This window comes from Microbacterium sp. CJ77 (assembly GCF_002911615.1).
Lineage (GTDB): Bacteria > Actinomycetota > Actinomycetes > Actinomycetales > Microbacteriaceae > Microbacterium.
In genome coordinates, this window is sequence record NZ_PQBR01000016.1 from 1 (window position 1) to 15,673 (window position 15,673).

The following is a 15,673-nucleotide window of genomic DNA, read 5'->3' on the forward strand; positions in this document are numbered from 1 at the left end:
AAGGCCCCTCGCCCACCTCTGCGAGAGACACCACATGCTCAAACACAACACCGCCTGGACGGTCCGACAACTCCCCGGCGGCGTCCTCGAATGGACCAGCCCCACCCGACGCACCTACACCGACACACCCATCAGCACCATCGAATTCGCCCCCGACCCCGAACACGAAATACCCGACGACCCGATCCCCACGACAGCGATGCGGACACCCGACAAGCTCGAGCCCGACGACATCGAATACGACGAGCTGCAGTTCGACCCGCTCGAGCTCATCCCGTTCTGACCCGCACCCGTGAACAGCCCCCGCTCGCCCGCTGAACGAGCGCAGCGAGACGAAACGACAGCACGCTTCGACTCTGCGCTCCTCGCGCAACGATCGACATGACGATCAGGACGATCAGGACGATCAGGACGATCAGGACGAGGCGATCAGAACACGACGCAGCTCGGCGATCTCGTCATCCGCGAGTCCGTGCGCCTCAAGAAACCCGACCGGCGACCCGTATCGCTCACCCAGCCGGTCGAGAAGTCTGTGCATCACCGGCGCCGGCGAGCGTGTCGCGAGCTGCTCGATGTTGACCGCCTCGGGATGCACGGCGCGGATCCGCTCGACGACCTCGCGGTTGCGTTTCTCCGGCAGCAACGTCTCGGTCCGCGCGTAGTCGGCGACGACGGCATCCCGGTCCACGCCCGCCGCCAACAGGATCAGCGCGACGGTCACGCCGGTCCGATCCTTGCCGACGGTGCAGTGCACCAGCACGGGCTGATCTTCCACAACGGCGCGGACGACCTCGACGACGCGCGCCGCGGAAGCGTCGATCATCTGCGCATACATCGCGTCCAGGTCCATGTCCCGCGCGAAGAACGACCCGACCGATCCGTGGAAGAGCGGCACGCGAACGGTGTGCGCGTACTCGGTGCCGATGCTCGGCCACCTCTCGACCTCGTCATCCGCCCGCAGGTCGACGACCCGCCGCAGGCCGAGCGAGCCTAGCGCGGAACGCCCCGGGTCGGCGACGGCGGCGAGATTGCCCGAGCGGAAGAGCACGCCGTGGCGCGTCACACCGCCCGCCGCGGGCAGCCCGCCCGTGTCCCGGAAGTTCAGGACTCCGGGAATGAGGGATGGATCGCTCACGCCCTACCAGCCGCCGGCGCGCCCACATCGAGCGGGGGAACGGGGTAGCGACCGGCGATCGCCACGCGGTTGAAGGCGTTGATCGAGACACTCAGCCAGCTGATCGCGGTGTACTCCTTCTCCGACAGGATTCCTCCGACGCGGTCGTAGACCTCGTCGGGGATGCCGCCCTCGTGGATGAAGGTGAAGGCCTCGGCGAGCTCGAGGGCCGCGCGTTCGCGTTCCGAGAAGACGCCCGACTCCTGCCATGTCGGCAGCTGGGCCACGACGTCCGCGGTCGCCCCCGCCTCGATCAGGCGAGCGACGTGGATGCGTGCGCAGTACGCGCATCCGTTCAACTGTGAGATGTGCAGGAGCACGAGCTCGCGCAGGCGACCGTCGATGCCGTTCTCGCGGGCGATGGCGCCAACGGCCTTCGAAAAAGCGTCGAGTGAGCGGAAGGCCGTGGGCTCCGCGCGGGAGAGGTGCACGCGCGGTTGCGTCATGCCCCCATTCTAGCCGCGCACCGACCCGCGAGCCCCGGCGCGGTGAATTCGCCGCACCCTCCCCCACGGCGGCAGAATGGGGGCGATCGATCCCGCGAGCGACCAAGGACACCCACTGATGAGTGACAGTTTCGACGAGTTCTCGTTCGTCGCAGAACAAGCCCGAGCCGCGGGGATCGACAAGCCCGAGAGCGCCCACCGCCGCCTCGCGATCACGCTCGAGGACGGACGCCGCCTGAGCGCTCTGCGCTGGGGCACCGAAAGCCCCCGCGTGACGTTCCTGCACGGCGCCGGGCTCAACGCGCACACGTGGGACACCACGATCCTCGCCCTCGGGATCCCCGCCCTTGCGATCGATCTGCCCGGGCACGGCGACTCCTCCTGGCGCGAGGACGCCGACTACCGTCCCCGCACGATCGCCCCCGATGTCACGGCGGGCCTGGAGGCATGGACGGATGCGCCGCAGGTGCTGGTCGGTCAGTCGCTCGGCGGCATCGTCGCGGCCGCGGTCGCGGCGGCACATCCGGATTCCGTGCGCGAACTCGTGCTCGTCGACGTCACTCCGGGCATCGACCCCGGCGAGGGTCCCGCCGAGTTGCGCGAGTTCTTCTCCGGCCCGACCGACTTCGCGTCCCGCGACGAGCTGGTCGACCGCGCCATGGCCTTCGGGCTCGGGGGCGACCGTCAGGCGACCGAACGCGGCGTCTACCTCAACACCCGCGTGCGCCCGGACGGGCGTGTGGAGTGGAAGCATCACCTGGCCCGCCTCGCAGCGACCGCACTCGCGCCCACCGCTCCCGAAGCCGGCGCGAACGAGCCGAAACCCGTCCTCGGCGGCCACGGCTGGGACGATCTCGCGGCCGTCGACGCCCCGCTGACGCTCATTCGGGGGGCGCACGGGTACGTGTCGCCGAGCAATCTCGCCGAGTTCGAGCAGCGCCTGCCCCACGCATCCGTCGTCGAAGTGGAAGCCGGCCACAATGTGCAGGAGACCATCCCCCTGGCGCTCGCCGACCTCGTACGCGATCGCGTGGCGAGGTGAGCAGATCACTCGCCGCGGGCACGTACCGCGCGCATGTGTCGTTATAAAAGCCGTTGGGTCGGACGCACCCGTCCGGGCGCTCTAGGTGTACCGACCCGGATCGTTGTTGACGTAGGAGAGACCTCCGGGGTCGAGTTGGAGCTGTCTAGTTCTTCAGCTCGAACCCACGGAGGTCTCTCTTGTCTCACGCTAATGCCCGGCTGACTCCGGCCGGCCGGTTGATCATGGTCCAGCGCATCCAGTCGGGGCGTGCGGTCGCGCATGTCGCGGCGGAGATGGGCATCTCCCGCACGACCGCGTGGCGGTGGTGGCGGCGGTTCCGGGAGGCGGGCGTCGCGGGACTGCAGGAGCGTTCCAGCGTCGCTCACACCCATCCGCACCAGACGGGACCCTGCCAGGAGACGCGAGTGAGGATCATGCGTGAACTGACCCGTCGCGGCCCGGTCTTCATCGGCGCACGGCTGGGGATGCACGCGTCCGTGGTCGGTCGGGTGCTGCGCCGCCATCATGTTCCGCTGCTGCGGGACCTCGACCCGGTCACCGGCGTCGTGATCAAGGCAACCCGGCGGTCCGCGAACCGCTACGAGCACGCCCATCCCGGGTCGCTGATCCACATCGACGTGAAGAAGCTCGGCCGGATCCCCGACGGCGGCGGATGGCGCGCTCACGGTCGCAGCGAAAAGGTCCGCGGCCGCGGGATCGGCTACGACTACATCCACACCGCGATCGATGACCACTCCCGCGTCGCTTACGCCGAGACCCATGACGATGAGAGGGGCGTCACCGCTGCCGGGTTCCTCGAACGGGCGATCGCGTTCTACGCCACCCTCGGCGTCACGGTCGAACGCGTCATCAGCGACAACGCGTTCGCCTACCGAAAGTCTGCAGCATTCCACCGCGTGATCGACGCGCACCACATCACGCAGAAGTTCATCAAGCCACACTGCCCCTGGACCAATGGGAAAGTCGAGCGCCTGAACCGCACCCTCACCACCGAGTGGGCCTACGCCCGCCCCTTCACCTCGAACGCCGAACGCCGCGCCGCCTTGCGGGCCTGGCTCGACTACTACAACCTAGACAGAGCCCACCTCGGCATCGGAGGCCGAACCCCCATCGACCGAATCACCAACGGTCGAGGTCAGTACATCTAGGCTGGGTGATCGCAGCAATGACGCACCCCGAGAAGTTTCCCAGCCGCGGCGCTCGCACAGCAATCCGACGCCGCGGTACCTGCGAAAGGACCTCCCACATGTTCCGCCGTCCCGCACTACTCGTCGCCGCAACGCTCGCGGCCGCAGCTCTCGTTCTCTCCGCCTGCTCCGGAAGTCCCGATCCCGCTCCCTCGACGTCGGCCGCCGAGTCCGACCCCAGCGCCACCGTGACGGTGCGCCTCGTGCTCGAGCCCAGCAACCTGAACATCCGCGAGACCTCCGGCGCGGCGCTCGACCAGGTGCTCGTCGACAACGTGTATCAGGGCCTGATCGCCCGCACGCCCGAGCAAGAGATCGTCCCTTCGCTCGCCAGCGAGTACGCGGTTTCGGAGGACGGCCTGACCTACACGTTCACCGTGCGCGAGGGCGTCACCTTCCACAACGGCGAACCCCTGACGCCGCAGGATGTCGTCAGCTCGTGGACCGCGGTGCGTGACAACCCCGCCTTCGTGGATTCGAGACGCCTCGCCGGCATCACGTCGATCGCCGCCGACGGCCAGAACGTCGTGCTCACCCTCGCAGCACCCGACTCGACGCTTCTGTGGACGCTCACGGGTCGCGCAGGACTCGTGTTCAAGGAGGGCGACACCACCAACCTGAACACGGCCGAGAACGGCACGGGTCCGTTCACCCTCGCGAGCTGGCGCCAGGGCGACAGCATCACGCTCGCGCGCTACGACGGCTATTGGGGCGAGCCCGCGGCAGCCGCGGAGGTGGTCTTCGACTACATCCCCGACACCACGGCGGCGCTGAACGCCGCCCTCGCCGGCGAGGTCGACGTACTGACGGGCTTCGACCCCAACTTCCAGGAGCAGATCGAGACGAACGGCGACTTCGCCGTCGTCACGGGCCCCTCGACAGACAAGGGCACCCTCGCGTTCAACTCGCGCGCCAAGCCGCTCGACGACATCCGCGTGCGTGAGGCGATCCGTCGCGCGATCGACCACGACGCGATCGTCGAGGCACTCGGGGCCGGACAGACGCTCTACGGCCCGATCCCCGAGCTCGACCCCGGCTACGAAGACCTGTCGGATGTCGCATCGTTCGACCCCGACGCGGCACGGAAGCTGCTCGAAGAGGCCGGCCAGGAAAACCTCGAACTGACGCTCACGATCCCCTCGTTCTACCCCACGACGATCGCACAGGTCCTGGTCTCGCAGCTGGCCGACGTCGGCATCACGCTCACCGTCGACTCCGTCGATTTCGCGACGTGGCTGCAGGATGTCTACGTCAACCAGGACTACGACCTGAGCTTCGTGCTGCACACCGAGGCTCGCGACTTCGAGAACTGGGCGAACCCCGAGTACTACTTCACCTACGACAACCCCGAGGTGCAGCGTCTGTACGCGGCGTCCATCGCCTCGCTCGACGAAGAGACGGCGGCAGACCTGCTGCGGCAGGCCGCGCGCCTGGTCTCGGAAGACATGGCAGCGGACTGGTTGTACAACGGCGAGTCCGTCCTCGCGGTCGGCACGAACGTGTCGGGCATGCCGTCGACCAATGTCAACGAGCGCCTCAATGTCGCGAAGCTGGGTAAGAGCGCCGATTGATCCGATACGCGCTGACACGGCTGCTCTTGCTGCTCGCAGGACTGCTCGTTGCCAGCGTGCTCATCTTCGCGACGCTCCGCGTTCTGCCGGGTGACGTCGCGCAGCTGATCGCCGGTGCGCAGGGAACGCCCGAGCAGGTCGCGGCCATTCGCGAGCGGCTCGATCTCGATCAGCCCGTCGTCTCGCAATACATCGACTGGATCGGCGGACTGCTGCGCGGCGACCTCGGAACCTCGCTCATCAACGGGTCACCCGTCGCCACCGAGCTCGCGCAGAAGGCCGAGGTCACCGGGCCGCTCGGGCTGATGTCGCTCGTGATCGCGCTGTTGTTCAGCCTGCCGCTCGGCGTGCTCTCGGCCATCCGCAGGAACCGCGCGGGCGGCACGGCGATCAACGTCGGCTCGCAGGCTCTGGCCGCCGTACCCGTGGTCTGGGCGGGCATGATGCTGGTCGTCGTGTTCGCGGTGTGGCTCGGATGGCTGCCCGCCCAGGGATTCCCCCGCGAGGGGTGGGCGAACCCGGGAGCCGCCTTCCGGTCTCTCCTGCTGCCCGCCCTCACGATCGGCATCGTCGAGGGTGCGCTGCTGTTGCGCTTCGTGCGCAGCGCCACCATGCAGGCCGCGGGCGAGGACTTCGTCCGCACCGCGGCCGCGAAGGGGCTCACGCGTACGCAGGCGCTGATCCGGCACGGGCTGCCGAGCGTCGGCCTCTCGGTCATCACCGTGCTCGCCCTGCAGGTCGCGGGCATCATCGTGGGCTCCGTCATCATCGAAGAACTCTTCGCGCTGCCCGGGATCGGACGGATGCTCGTGAACGACGTGGGAGCGCGAGATCTGCCGAAGGTGCAGGGTGAGTTGCTCGTGCTGACCGGGTTCGTCCTCGTTCTCGGCTTCGTCGTCGACATCGTCCACCGCGCACTCGACCCGAGGCAACGGGAGGCGCAGTGAGCGACGGCGTGATGGACGACGACCCGGCGACCCGGCCGCGCGCCGCATCGGTTCGCCCGCGGCGAGGCAGCGCGCTCGGGCGCCTGTGGCGGCGGTCCACCGGACGATTCGGACTGATCGTCGTGGGGCTCGTCGTCCTCGCCGCCGCGGTTTCGCTCGTCTGGACGCCATTCGATCCCCAGCGCGTCGAGATCACCGACCGCTGGGCACCGCCCGGATGGCCGCACCTGCTCGGCACCGACAACACGGGACGCGACATGCTCAGCATGATCATGGCCGGCGCCCGGACGACGGTGTTCGTCGCCGTCGGCGCGGGCATCGTCGCCACGGTCTTCGGCGTGCTGCTCGCGGCGCTCGGCGCGCTCACGGCCCGCTGGGTCCGCGAGTCCATCGCCGTGCTGGTCGACATCCTGATCGCCTTCCCCGTCCTTCTGATCGCGATGATGATCTCGGCCGTCTGGGGCGGGTCGCTCTGGGTCGTGGTGTGGTCGGTCGGCATCGGATTCGGCGTCAACATCGCCCGCGTGATGCGACCCGAGCTGCGTCGGGTGCTGCGCAGCGACTTCGTGCTCGCGGGCAAGGCATCGGGTCTGACCTCCCTGCAGAACCTCGGCCGTCACCTGCTGCCGAACGTCGCGCCCGTCTTCATCGTGCAGCTGTCGTGGTCGATGGCGGTGGCCGTGCTCGCCGAGGCCGGTCTGTCGTATCTCGGGTTCGGGGCCTCGGTGACCGAGCCCTCGTGGGGTCGCCTGCTGGCCGACCTGCAGGGATTCCTGACCGTCTACCCGCTCTCGGTGCTCTGGCCCGGTCTCATGATCACGATCACGGTGCTCGCGCTCAATCTGCTGGGCGACGCGATCCGCGAAGCGACGGACCCGACGCTGCGCGGTGCGGGCGGCTCGGCCCGCCGTGCGCGCACCCACATCCCCGAGGTCGTCTCGTGAGCCTCGTCGTGCGCGATCTCGTGATCGAGATCGATGGCAATCGCGTCGTCGACGGGGTCTCGTTCGACGTTGCGGATGGCACGCGCCTCGGGCTCATCGGCGAGTCCGGGTCGGGAAAGTCGCTGACCGCCCTCGCAATCCTCGGGCTGCTTCCCGAGGGAGCCGAGGCATCCGGGAGCATCATCTGGGACGGCCGCGAGCTGATCGGGATGCCGGATCGGGACCTCGCGACCCTGCGCGGCGATGACATCGGCATCGTCTTCCAGGAGCCGCGCGCAGCGCTCAACCCGATCCGCACGGTCGGACGGCAGATCGCCGAATCGATCCGCATCCACGAGCGCGCGTCGAAGGGCGAGGCGTGGCAGCGCGCACTCGGCGAGGCCGAACGCGTCAGCCTGCCCGACCCCGTCCAGTTGCTGGCGCGCTACCCGCATCAGCTCTCGGGCGGCCAGTTGCAGCGCGTCGCCATAGCGATGGCCCTCGCCTGTCGTCCGCGGCTCCTGATCGCCGACGAGCCGACGACCGCGCTCGACGTGACGATCCAGGCAGAGGTCCTGCGCCTCCTGCACACCCTCGTCGAGGAGGACGGGATGTCTCTGGTGTTCATCACCCACGACCTGGCCGTTCTATCGCAGATCGCGACGCACGGCGTCGTGCTCGAGCACGGACGCGTCGTCGAGTCCGCACCCGTCCGCGAACTCTTGACGGCTCCGCGCTCGTCCGTCACGCGGGGCCTGCTGCGCGACGCCACCGCGACGCTGTGGCGCTCAGCCGACCAGCTGGAGGCCGCCGCGCGAGACGATGGCCGAGACGACGCCCGCGAACGGGGCACGACATGAACCGCGAGACACTCCTCGCCGGACGGGGCCTGACCCGTCGCCACACCCTCCCGCGGCGCACCCTGTTCGAGCCGCGCCGGGTGACGACGGCGCTGGAGGACGCCGACATCGACGTGCGCTCGGGCGAGTCCGTCGGCATCATCGGCGAATCGGGTTCGGGCAAGTCGACGCTCGTGCGACTGCTGCTCGCGCTCGACGCCCCGACATCCGGAACCGTGTCGTTCGAGGGCAGAGAAGTGGATGCCTCGGCATCCGCCCGCGACCTGCACTGGCTGCGTCGAGGCACCGGCATCGTGTTCCAGGACCCGTACTCGTCGCTCGACCCGCGCATGAGCGTCGGGCGGATCGTCGGCGAACCGCTGTGGGCGCTCGGCATCGAGGGCGACCGCCGTGCGCGCGTTCGCGAGGTGCTCGATCTCGTCGGCCTCGACCCCGAGATGGCGGAACGGTTTCCGCACGAGTTCTCGGGCGGCCAGCGGCAGCGCATCGCTCTCGCCCGGGCGATCGTGCACCGGCCGCGCCTGCTCGTGGGCGACGAGCCGCTGTCCGCGCTCGACGTGACCGTGCGCGCGCAGATCCTGGCCCTGCTGAAGAAACTGCGGGACGAGCAGGGCATGGCCCTGCTGCTCGTGTCGCACGACATCGGCGTCGTTCAGAACGTGTGCGACACGGTCGTCGTGATGAAAGACGGCCGGATCGTCGAGGAGGGACCGACCGAACGCGTGCTTCTCGAGCCGCAGGTGGCCTACACCCGCCGCCTCCTCGACTCGATTCCGGTGATCAACCCGGGCGGCTAGCGAGCCGGGCGGCTAGCTGGACACGCTGTCGAAGCGGGCGCCCCAAGGATCCCCTCCGCGAGCGCGCGGACCATGGACCGAGATCGCGGATCACGTCGGTCGCCGCGCCCGAGTAGCGTGGGCTCGTGATCTGGACCGTCGGCAGTACCGTGCTGGGCGTGGCGATCATCGTCTACGGCCTCATGGACATCTTCCTGACGTTGCTGCATCCGCATGCGCGCGGACGGATGACCCGGGGAATCGTCTCCGGGGTGTGGCGCCTGACCTCGGGTCTGGGCCCGCGGGCGCGGGCCGCGTCCGGTCCGATCGCAACCCTCGCCGTCGTGCTCGCGTGGGCCGCCGCGCAGGCCGTCGGATGGGCCCTCGTGTATCTTCCGCATGTTCCGGAGGGCTTCCTGTACAACGAGGGGATCGATCCCGATCGCTACGTCGATTTCTTCGAAGCCCTGTATGTCTCACTCGTCTCGCTGTCGACCGTCGGTTTCGGTGAGGTCGTGCCGACCGAGCCGATCATCCGCATCCTCACCCCCGTTCAGGCGGTGATCGGATTCGCACTCCTGACCGCGTCAGCGACATGGCTGTTGCAGCTCTTCCCCACTCTCGGCCGGCGGCGAACGACCGCACTGTCCCTCACGATGCTCGGACGCGCGGGGTACCCGGAGCGATTGCACGAGATGGATGCGGCGGCCGCGGCGACCCTGGTGCACGGTGTCGCCCAACAGATCGCTGCGGTCCGCGTCGACCTCAGCCAGAGCCCCGAGTCCTACTACTTTCGCGAGGGCGAGGCCCCGACGTCGCTCGGGCGCGCGCTCCCCGTCGCCGTCGCGCTCGCGCACGAGGCGCTCACGTCACCCCATGCCGACCTCGCCATGGCAGGCGCGGTGCTCGACGACGCGCTCGAAGACCTCGGTGCGTGCCTGCGCGACAACTTCGGCGCGCGGGGAGAGTCGCGTGCGGACTTCATCGAGTCGTTCGCCCGCGACCACGCGTGAGTCGCCGCGGGCGGACCGAGGCACGCCCGCGGTGACAGGTCCTCGGATCGATCCCGAGCGCCGCGGCTCACCGGCGGAACAGGCCGCGCTTGTGCTTCTTCTTCGGCGACAACGACTTCTGCAGGTACACCGTGCCGAGCCACCGGTCGAACTTGAAGCCGACGCGCCCCATCCGTCCGACCTCGGTGAAACCGAGCTTCTCGTGCAGCGCGATCGAGGCATCCGCGCCCCTGTCGCTGATGACGGCGACGATCTCGCGTATGCCCTTCTCTTCGCAGGCCTCGATCAGCGCCTCGAGCAGCGCCCGGCCGAGGCCCTTGCCCGCCGCCGCGTGACCGAGGTAGATCGAGTTCTCGACCGTGTAGCGAAACGCTGACTTGCCGGCCCACGGCTGCACGAGCGCGTACCCGAGGATCTGCCCGCTCGGCGATACCGCGACGAGGAACGGCAGTTCGAGCTTGGCGAGATGGTCGAACTTGTCGCGCCACCGGCGCAGCGTCCACCGCTTCTCGTCGAACGTCACGACCGAGTTGGTGACGTAGTAGTTGTAGATCTCGCGAATGTCGGGAATGTCCGCGACGGTGGCCGGGCGGATCTCGTACGAGAACGGACGCTCGGGCTCGGGAAGCTTGCGCAGGTGACGAGGAGGACGCCGCTTCTGCTTGTCGTATTCCTCCTCCAGCATCACGCCAGCCTACGCGGGAAGCCGCCAGTCGACGCCCGTCGATCCGGCCTTCTCGAGCATCTCGTTGGCCCGCGAGAACGGCTTCGACCCGAAGAATCCTCGGGATGCCGACAGGGGCGACGGATGCGGCGACTCGATGATCGGCGTCGTTCCGAGCAGCGGCCGCAGGTTCGCGGCGTCCCTCCCCCACAGGATCGCCACGAGCGGACGATCACGCGCGGCGAGGGTGCAGATCGCCCGCTCGGTGACCCGCTCCCACCCCCACCCGCGGTGCGACCCGGGGGCTCCGGGGGTCACGGTCAGCACCCGGTTGAGCAGCATGATCCCCTGGTCGGCCCACGCAGACAGGTCGCCGTGCGGGGCTGGCGGGATGCCCAGATCGCTGTCGAGCTCCTTGTAGATGTTCTGAAGGCTCCGCGGAACGGGCCGAACAGCGTGCTCGACGGCGAAAGACAGGCCGATCGGATGCCCCGGCGTCGGGTACGGGTCCTGTCCGACGATCAGCACCTTGACGTCTTCGAGGGGGCGCTGGAACGCGCGCAATACGCGATCCCCGGCGGGCAGATAGCCGCGACCGGCCGCCGCCTCGGCACGCAGGCGCTCACCGAGAGCGGCGATGTCCGGGCCGACGGGCTCGAGGGCGCGAGCCCAGCCCGCATCGATCAGGCCGTCGTCGGCGAGTTGCGCGAGCGAACGAGCCATCGGTTCAGAACCCATCCTCTTCGAGGACCGAGCCCTTCCAGGACCACGGGAAGTCGATCCACAACGACGTCTCGCGCCACGAGTAGTCGGGCATCTGGATCGAACCCGGCTTCGTGTAGATCGTCGCCGAGCGCACGTCCGCCCCGCGATCCTTCAACAGGCGCACGGCGAGCGCGAGGGTACGTCCGCTGTCGGCCACATCGTCGACGAGCAGAACGCGGCGACCGCCGAGGTATTCCATATCGAGTTCGGGGGGCAGCAGTTCGGGGGCATCCAGCACGGTGCCGATGCCCGTGTAGAACTCGACGTTCAGGGCGCCGCAGTTCTTCACGCCGAGCGCGTAGGCCATCGCGCCGCCGGGCAGCAGACCTCCGCGCGCGATCGCGACGACGACCTCGGGCACGAACCCGTCGGCGACGATCGTGCGGGCGAGGTCGCGCGACGCTTCGCCGAAACCGTCCCAGGTCAGGTGCTCGCGCTCGCCCGTGTATTCACCCATGCGGACGGTTCCTTCCCGGCTCGCGCCGTGTTCGTGCTGCTGCGGTCATCGCGGGCGGGAGTCCGATCATTCGCGGTCCGAGCGCACCCGCAGGGGCCCGCGGGCCAGCAGGTACTGCGCGGACTGCGCCACGGGGCGCATCGTCACGAGGTCGAGGTTGACGTGTGCGGGAGCGTTCATCGCGTACACGATGACGTCCGCGACGTCCTCGGCCACGAGCGGCGCATCGACGCCGTCGTAGACGCGATCCGCGGCGGCGGCGTCGCCGCCCAGCCTGTTGAGGGTGAACTCCGGGGTGTGCACCATGCCCGGTGCGACCTCGACGACGCGGATCGGCTCGCCGTTGAGTTCGAGGCGCAGGGCGTGCACGAGCATCGCCTCCGCCGCCTTGGCCGCGTTGTACCCGGCACCACCGGGGTAGGCGACCTGCGCGGCCGTCGACGTGACGAACACGGCATCGGCGTGGCCGTCATCGTCCGCCGCCGCGCGCATCAGCGGCAGGAGCGCCGCAACCATCCGCTGCGTGGCGAGCACGTTGACCTCGTACATCCATGTCCAGTCGGCGGGGTCGCCGTCCTCCACGCGCTGCGTGCCACGCGCCCCGCCCGCGATCTGGACGAGGGCGTTCACCGACCCCGTGCTCTCGAGCCAGACGGCGAGCGCATCGACATCGGCCTGGTTCGTCAGATCGGCCGCGAAGACCTCGGCACCGGTCTCGTGCGCGAGTTCCGCAAGACGATCCGCTCGGCGCGCGACACCGACCACATCCCATCCCGCCTCACGCAGGGCCACGACGGTCGCCCTGCCGATACCCGAACTCGCCCCGGTCACAACCGCACGCCTCTTCGTCACGGATCCACGCTAGTCCGCCGCGACCGTGTGATCGAACGCCGAGGGCCCTCCGATTGTGTTACGTAACATTTCCGGACCGTTGTCGAGACATCCGTCGATCCGTAGCCTCGCTACAGACGCGACACCCGCCGCGGCCCACGAACCACAGGAGTATCCACCATGTCCGCACCGGAGAACTGGCGCTTCGAAACCAAGCAGGTCCACTCGGGCGCGCAGCCCGACCCGACCACCAAGGCACGCGCGACGCCGATCTACCAGACGACGTCGTACGTCTTCGACAACACCGACCACGCCGCGAACCTCTTCTCGCTGGCCGAGTTCGGCAACATCTACACGCGCATCATGAACCCGACGCAGGATGTCGTCGAGCAGCGCCTCGCCGCGCTCGAGGGCGGCACCGGTGCCCTCCTCGTCGCGAGCGGCCAGGCCGCCGAGACCTACGCGGTCCTCAACATCGCGCAGTCCGGGGACCACATCGTGTCGTCCTCGTCGATCTACGGCGGCACGTACAACCTGTTCAAGTATACGCTCGCCAAGCTGGGCATCGAGACGACGTTCGTCGAGAACCAGGACGACGCCGACGAGTGGCGCGCCGCGGTCCGCCCGAACACGAAGCTGTTCTTCGGTGAGACGATCGGCAACCCGAAGATCAACATCCTCGACATCGCGAAGGTCGCGGGCGTCGCGCACGAGAACGGCTTGCCGCTCATCGTCGACAACACGATCGCGACGCCCTACCTGATCCGCCCGCTCGAGCACGGCGCCGACATCGTCGTCCACTCGGCCACCAAGTTCCTCGGGGGCCACGGCACGACGATCGGCGGCATCATCGTCGACGGCGGCAAGTTCGCGTGGTCGCAGAACGTCGAGAAGTTCCCCGGCCTGACCGAGCCCGACCCGTCGTACCACGGCGCCAGCTACACCACGGCGGTCGGCGACGCGCTCGCCTACGTCATCAAGGCCCGCGTCACGCTCCTGCGCGACCTCGGCGCATCCATCGCCCCGCAGAGCGCGTGGCTGCTGATCCAGGGCATCGAGACCCTGTCGCTGCGCATCGAGCGTCACGTGCAGAACGCACAGGAGATCGCCGAGTGGCTCGAAGACCACGAGGATGTCGCGACGGTCAACTACTCGGGTCTGCCGTCCTCGCCCTGGTACACCGCGGCGAACACGTATGCCCCCAAGGGTGTCGGTGCCGTGCTCTCGTTCGAGCTCAAGGGCGGTGTCGAGGCGGGTCGCGAGTTCGTGAACTCCCTCGAATTGTTCAGCCACCTGGCGAACATCGGCGACGTGCGTTCGCTCGTCATCCACCCGGCGTCGACGACGCACTCGCAGCTGACGCCCGAGCAGCAGCTCACCTCTGGCGTCACGCCCGGACTCGTGCGCCTGTCGGTCGGCATCGAGAACATCGACGACCTCAAGGCCGACCTCGAGCAGGCACTCGCGGCGGCCCGCAAGGTCTCGGAGGCCGCGCGCGCGTAACGCTTCGCACCACCTGATCGGACGGATGCCCCGGTCCCTGACCCCTCGTGGGTACGGGCCGGGGCATCCTCGTACGGACCGGCCGGGGCATCCTCGTGGGGTACGGGCCCGCGCATCCCCGTGGGACCGGGTGGAGTATCCGTGTTCGCTCCCGCGCCCGCCCAGCTCAACTTGGGGCGTCGAATTCTCGTTGGGGCGCGGCAGACCGCGCCCCAACGGGTTCTTGACGCCCCAGGTGCGCCGACGTCGCGTCCGACCGTAACGTGACGGCCGGGCCCCCGCCGGGCACGCAAGAATGGGCAGATGGACTGGCAGAGCTCTGAGGACACCTATCCGGCGATGCCGGTGACGGAGGCGGATGCTCGGATGCTGCTGGGTCGCCCTCCCGCGACCGGCGCCTGGCGCGACGGGGACCCCGTCGGAGACCGGCGTTTCGCCGCGTTCGGGCCCTTCCGCACCGAGGGCGGCGCCGAGCTGCCGAGCTTCCGCCTGGCGTTCGAGACGTGGGGCGAGTTGAACGCCGCGCGCGACAACGCGGTCCTGATCCTGCACGCCCTCACGGGCGACAGTCACGTACGCGGACCGGCGGGCCAGGGACATCCGACCGACGGCTGGTGGTCCGACATCGTGGGCCCGGGCGCCGCGATCGACACCGACCGCTGGTTCGTCGTCGCACCCAACATGCTCGGCGGATGCCAGGGGTCCACCGGACCCGCGAGCATCGCGCCAGACGGCTACGAGTGGGCCTCACGCTTCCCCTACGTCACGATCCGCGACCAGGTCGCCGCCCAGGCGCAGCTCGCCGACGAACTCGGCATCGCGATCTGGGGGGGAGTCGTCGGCGGCTCGATGGGCGGCATGCACGCCCTCGAGTGGGCGGCGGGGCATCCGCACCGGGTCGCACGCGCGGCGATCATCGCCGCTCCCCCGATCAACACCGCCGATCAGATCGCGCTGAACTCGGTTCAGCTCGACGCGATCGCGATCGACCCGCGGTTCCAGCGCGGCGAGTACTACGACGCGGGCGACGGCGATGGACCGCACCGCGGTCTTGCCCTCGCGCGACGGATGGCCCTGCTCAACTACCGCAGCCCCACCGAGCTCAACCAGCGGTTCCAGCGTTCGTGGCAGTCGGGCGTGAGCCCCCTCGGACACGGCGGACGATTCGCCGTGGAGTCGTATCTCGACTTCCACGGCAACAGGTTCACCCGCCGCTTCGACGCGAACAGCTACATCCGTCTCGTCGAGGCGATGAACTCGCACGATGTCGGGCGCGATCGCGGCGGCGTCGAGCAGGCCCTCGCGCAGGTCACCGCGCGGACGCTCGTGCTCGGCATCGACAGCGACCGGCTGTTCCCGCTGGAGGGGCAGGAGCGGATCGCCCGCGCCATCCCGAACACGCTCGACGGCAGCTCGCCCACGGTCATCACGAGCGACTACGGGCACGACGGCTTCCTCATCGAGACGCACGTCGTCGGCGCGCACCTGCGGCGCCTCCTCGAGGATTAGCC

Annotated in this window: 16 protein-coding genes and 1 pseudogene; 11 read left to right on the forward strand and 6 right to left on the reverse strand. The window is 69.0% G+C overall.

The features are described from left to right. Positions 1–283: pseudogene (locus tag C2868_RS09890) on the forward strand (hypothetical protein); the annotation flags it as partial. 132 nt (positions 284–415) lie between these two features. Here the strand turns inward: C2868_RS09890 and C2868_RS09895 are convergent. Beyond that, positions 416–1,135: a tyrosine-protein phosphatase gene (locus tag C2868_RS09895; protein WP_103663224.1), complete on the reverse strand. Its 720-nt coding sequence runs from the start codon at positions 1,133–1,135 to the stop codon at positions 416–418. Further along, entirely contained in the window at positions 1,132–1,620 is a 489-nt protein-coding gene (locus tag C2868_RS09900; RefSeq protein ID WP_100810291.1) for a carboxymuconolactone decarboxylase family protein, read from the reverse strand. Before C2868_RS09900 ends, C2868_RS09895 begins: the two co-directional genes overlap by 4 nt. A 118-nt stretch (positions 1,621–1,738) precedes the next feature. On the opposite strand from C2868_RS09900, the gene C2868_RS09905 reads away from it, so the two are divergent. From C2868_RS09905 to C2868_RS09940, 8 genes are all read left to right on the forward strand, one after another. Next, positions 1,739–2,662: an alpha/beta fold hydrolase gene (locus C2868_RS09905; protein ID WP_100810376.1), complete on the forward strand. Its 924-nt coding sequence runs from the start codon at positions 1,739–1,741 to the stop codon at positions 2,660–2,662. A 179-nt stretch (positions 2,663–2,841) separates the two neighbouring features. Then, positions 2,842–3,813, forward strand: a complete 972-nt coding sequence (locus C2868_RS09910; protein ID WP_064319144.1) for an IS481 family transposase — start codon at positions 2,842–2,844, stop codon at positions 3,811–3,813. A 98-nt stretch (positions 3,814–3,911) separates the two neighbouring features. After that, positions 3,912–5,423, forward strand: a complete 1,512-nt coding sequence (locus tag C2868_RS09915) for an ABC transporter substrate-binding protein (RefSeq protein ID WP_103663225.1) — start codon at positions 3,912–3,914, stop codon at positions 5,421–5,423. Further along, positions 5,420–6,370: an ABC transporter permease gene (locus tag C2868_RS09920; protein ID WP_100810289.1), complete on the forward strand. Its 951-nt coding sequence runs from the start codon at positions 5,420–5,422 to the stop codon at positions 6,368–6,370. Before C2868_RS09915 ends, C2868_RS09920 begins: the two co-directional genes overlap by 4 nt. Positions 6,371–6,381: 11 nt before the next feature. Then, entirely contained in the window at positions 6,382–7,314 is a 933-nt protein-coding gene (locus tag C2868_RS09925; RefSeq protein ID WP_103663261.1) for an ABC transporter permease, read from the forward strand. Then, positions 7,311–8,153: an ABC transporter ATP-binding protein gene (locus tag C2868_RS09930; RefSeq protein WP_103663226.1), complete on the forward strand. Its 843-nt coding sequence runs from the start codon at positions 7,311–7,313 to the stop codon at positions 8,151–8,153. The genes C2868_RS09925 and C2868_RS09930 overlap by 4 nt, the downstream gene beginning before the upstream one ends. After that, entirely contained in the window at positions 8,150–8,950 is an 801-nt protein-coding gene (locus C2868_RS09935) for an ABC transporter ATP-binding protein (RefSeq protein WP_103663227.1), read from the forward strand. The genes C2868_RS09930 and C2868_RS09935 overlap by 4 nt, the downstream gene beginning before the upstream one ends. A gap of 125 nt (positions 8,951–9,075) precedes the next feature. After that, positions 9,076–9,942 carry a potassium channel family protein gene (locus C2868_RS09940; protein ID WP_103663228.1) on the forward strand — a complete coding sequence of 289 codons (867 nt, stop codon included), beginning with the start codon at positions 9,076–9,078 and terminating at the stop codon, positions 9,940–9,942. A 67-nt stretch (positions 9,943–10,009) separates the two neighbouring features. On the opposite strand, the gene C2868_RS09945 is transcribed toward C2868_RS09940, so the two are convergent. The 4 genes from C2868_RS09945 to C2868_RS09960 all read right to left on the reverse strand — a co-directional run bounded on the left by C2868_RS09945 (position 10,010) and on the right by C2868_RS09960 (position 12,680). Then, positions 10,010–10,627 carry a GNAT family N-acetyltransferase gene (locus tag C2868_RS09945; protein ID WP_103663229.1) on the reverse strand — a complete coding sequence of 206 codons (618 nt, stop codon included), beginning with the start codon at positions 10,625–10,627 and terminating at the stop codon, positions 10,010–10,012. A 9-nt stretch (positions 10,628–10,636) separates the two neighbouring features. Then, positions 10,637–11,329, reverse strand: coding sequence for a uracil-DNA glycosylase (locus C2868_RS09950; protein ID WP_103663230.1), 693 nt, complete (start codon positions 11,327–11,329; stop codon positions 10,637–10,639). Positions 11,330–11,333: 4 nt separating this feature from the next. Next, positions 11,334–11,828: a phosphoribosyltransferase gene (locus C2868_RS09955; RefSeq protein WP_100810283.1), complete on the reverse strand. Its 495-nt coding sequence runs from the start codon at positions 11,826–11,828 to the stop codon at positions 11,334–11,336. 66 nt (positions 11,829–11,894) lie between these two features. Beyond that, positions 11,895–12,680: an SDR family oxidoreductase gene (locus C2868_RS09960; protein WP_100810282.1), complete on the reverse strand. Its 786-nt coding sequence runs from the start codon at positions 12,678–12,680 to the stop codon at positions 11,895–11,897. Positions 12,681–12,839: 159 nt separating this feature from the next. Here C2868_RS09960 and C2868_RS09965 point away from each other — a divergent pair, with 159 nt between their 5' ends. After that, positions 12,840–14,162 (forward strand): bifunctional o-acetylhomoserine/o-acetylserine sulfhydrylase, encoded by a 1,323-nt coding sequence (locus tag C2868_RS09965; protein ID WP_100810281.1) that lies wholly within the window; start codon positions 12,840–12,842, stop codon positions 14,160–14,162. 303 nt (positions 14,163–14,465) lie between these two features. Next, positions 14,466–15,671 carry a homoserine O-acetyltransferase gene (locus C2868_RS09970; protein WP_103663231.1) on the forward strand — a complete coding sequence of 402 codons (1,206 nt, stop codon included), beginning with the start codon at positions 14,466–14,468 and terminating at the stop codon, positions 15,669–15,671. The last annotated feature ends 2 nt before the right edge of the window (positions 15,672–15,673 follow it).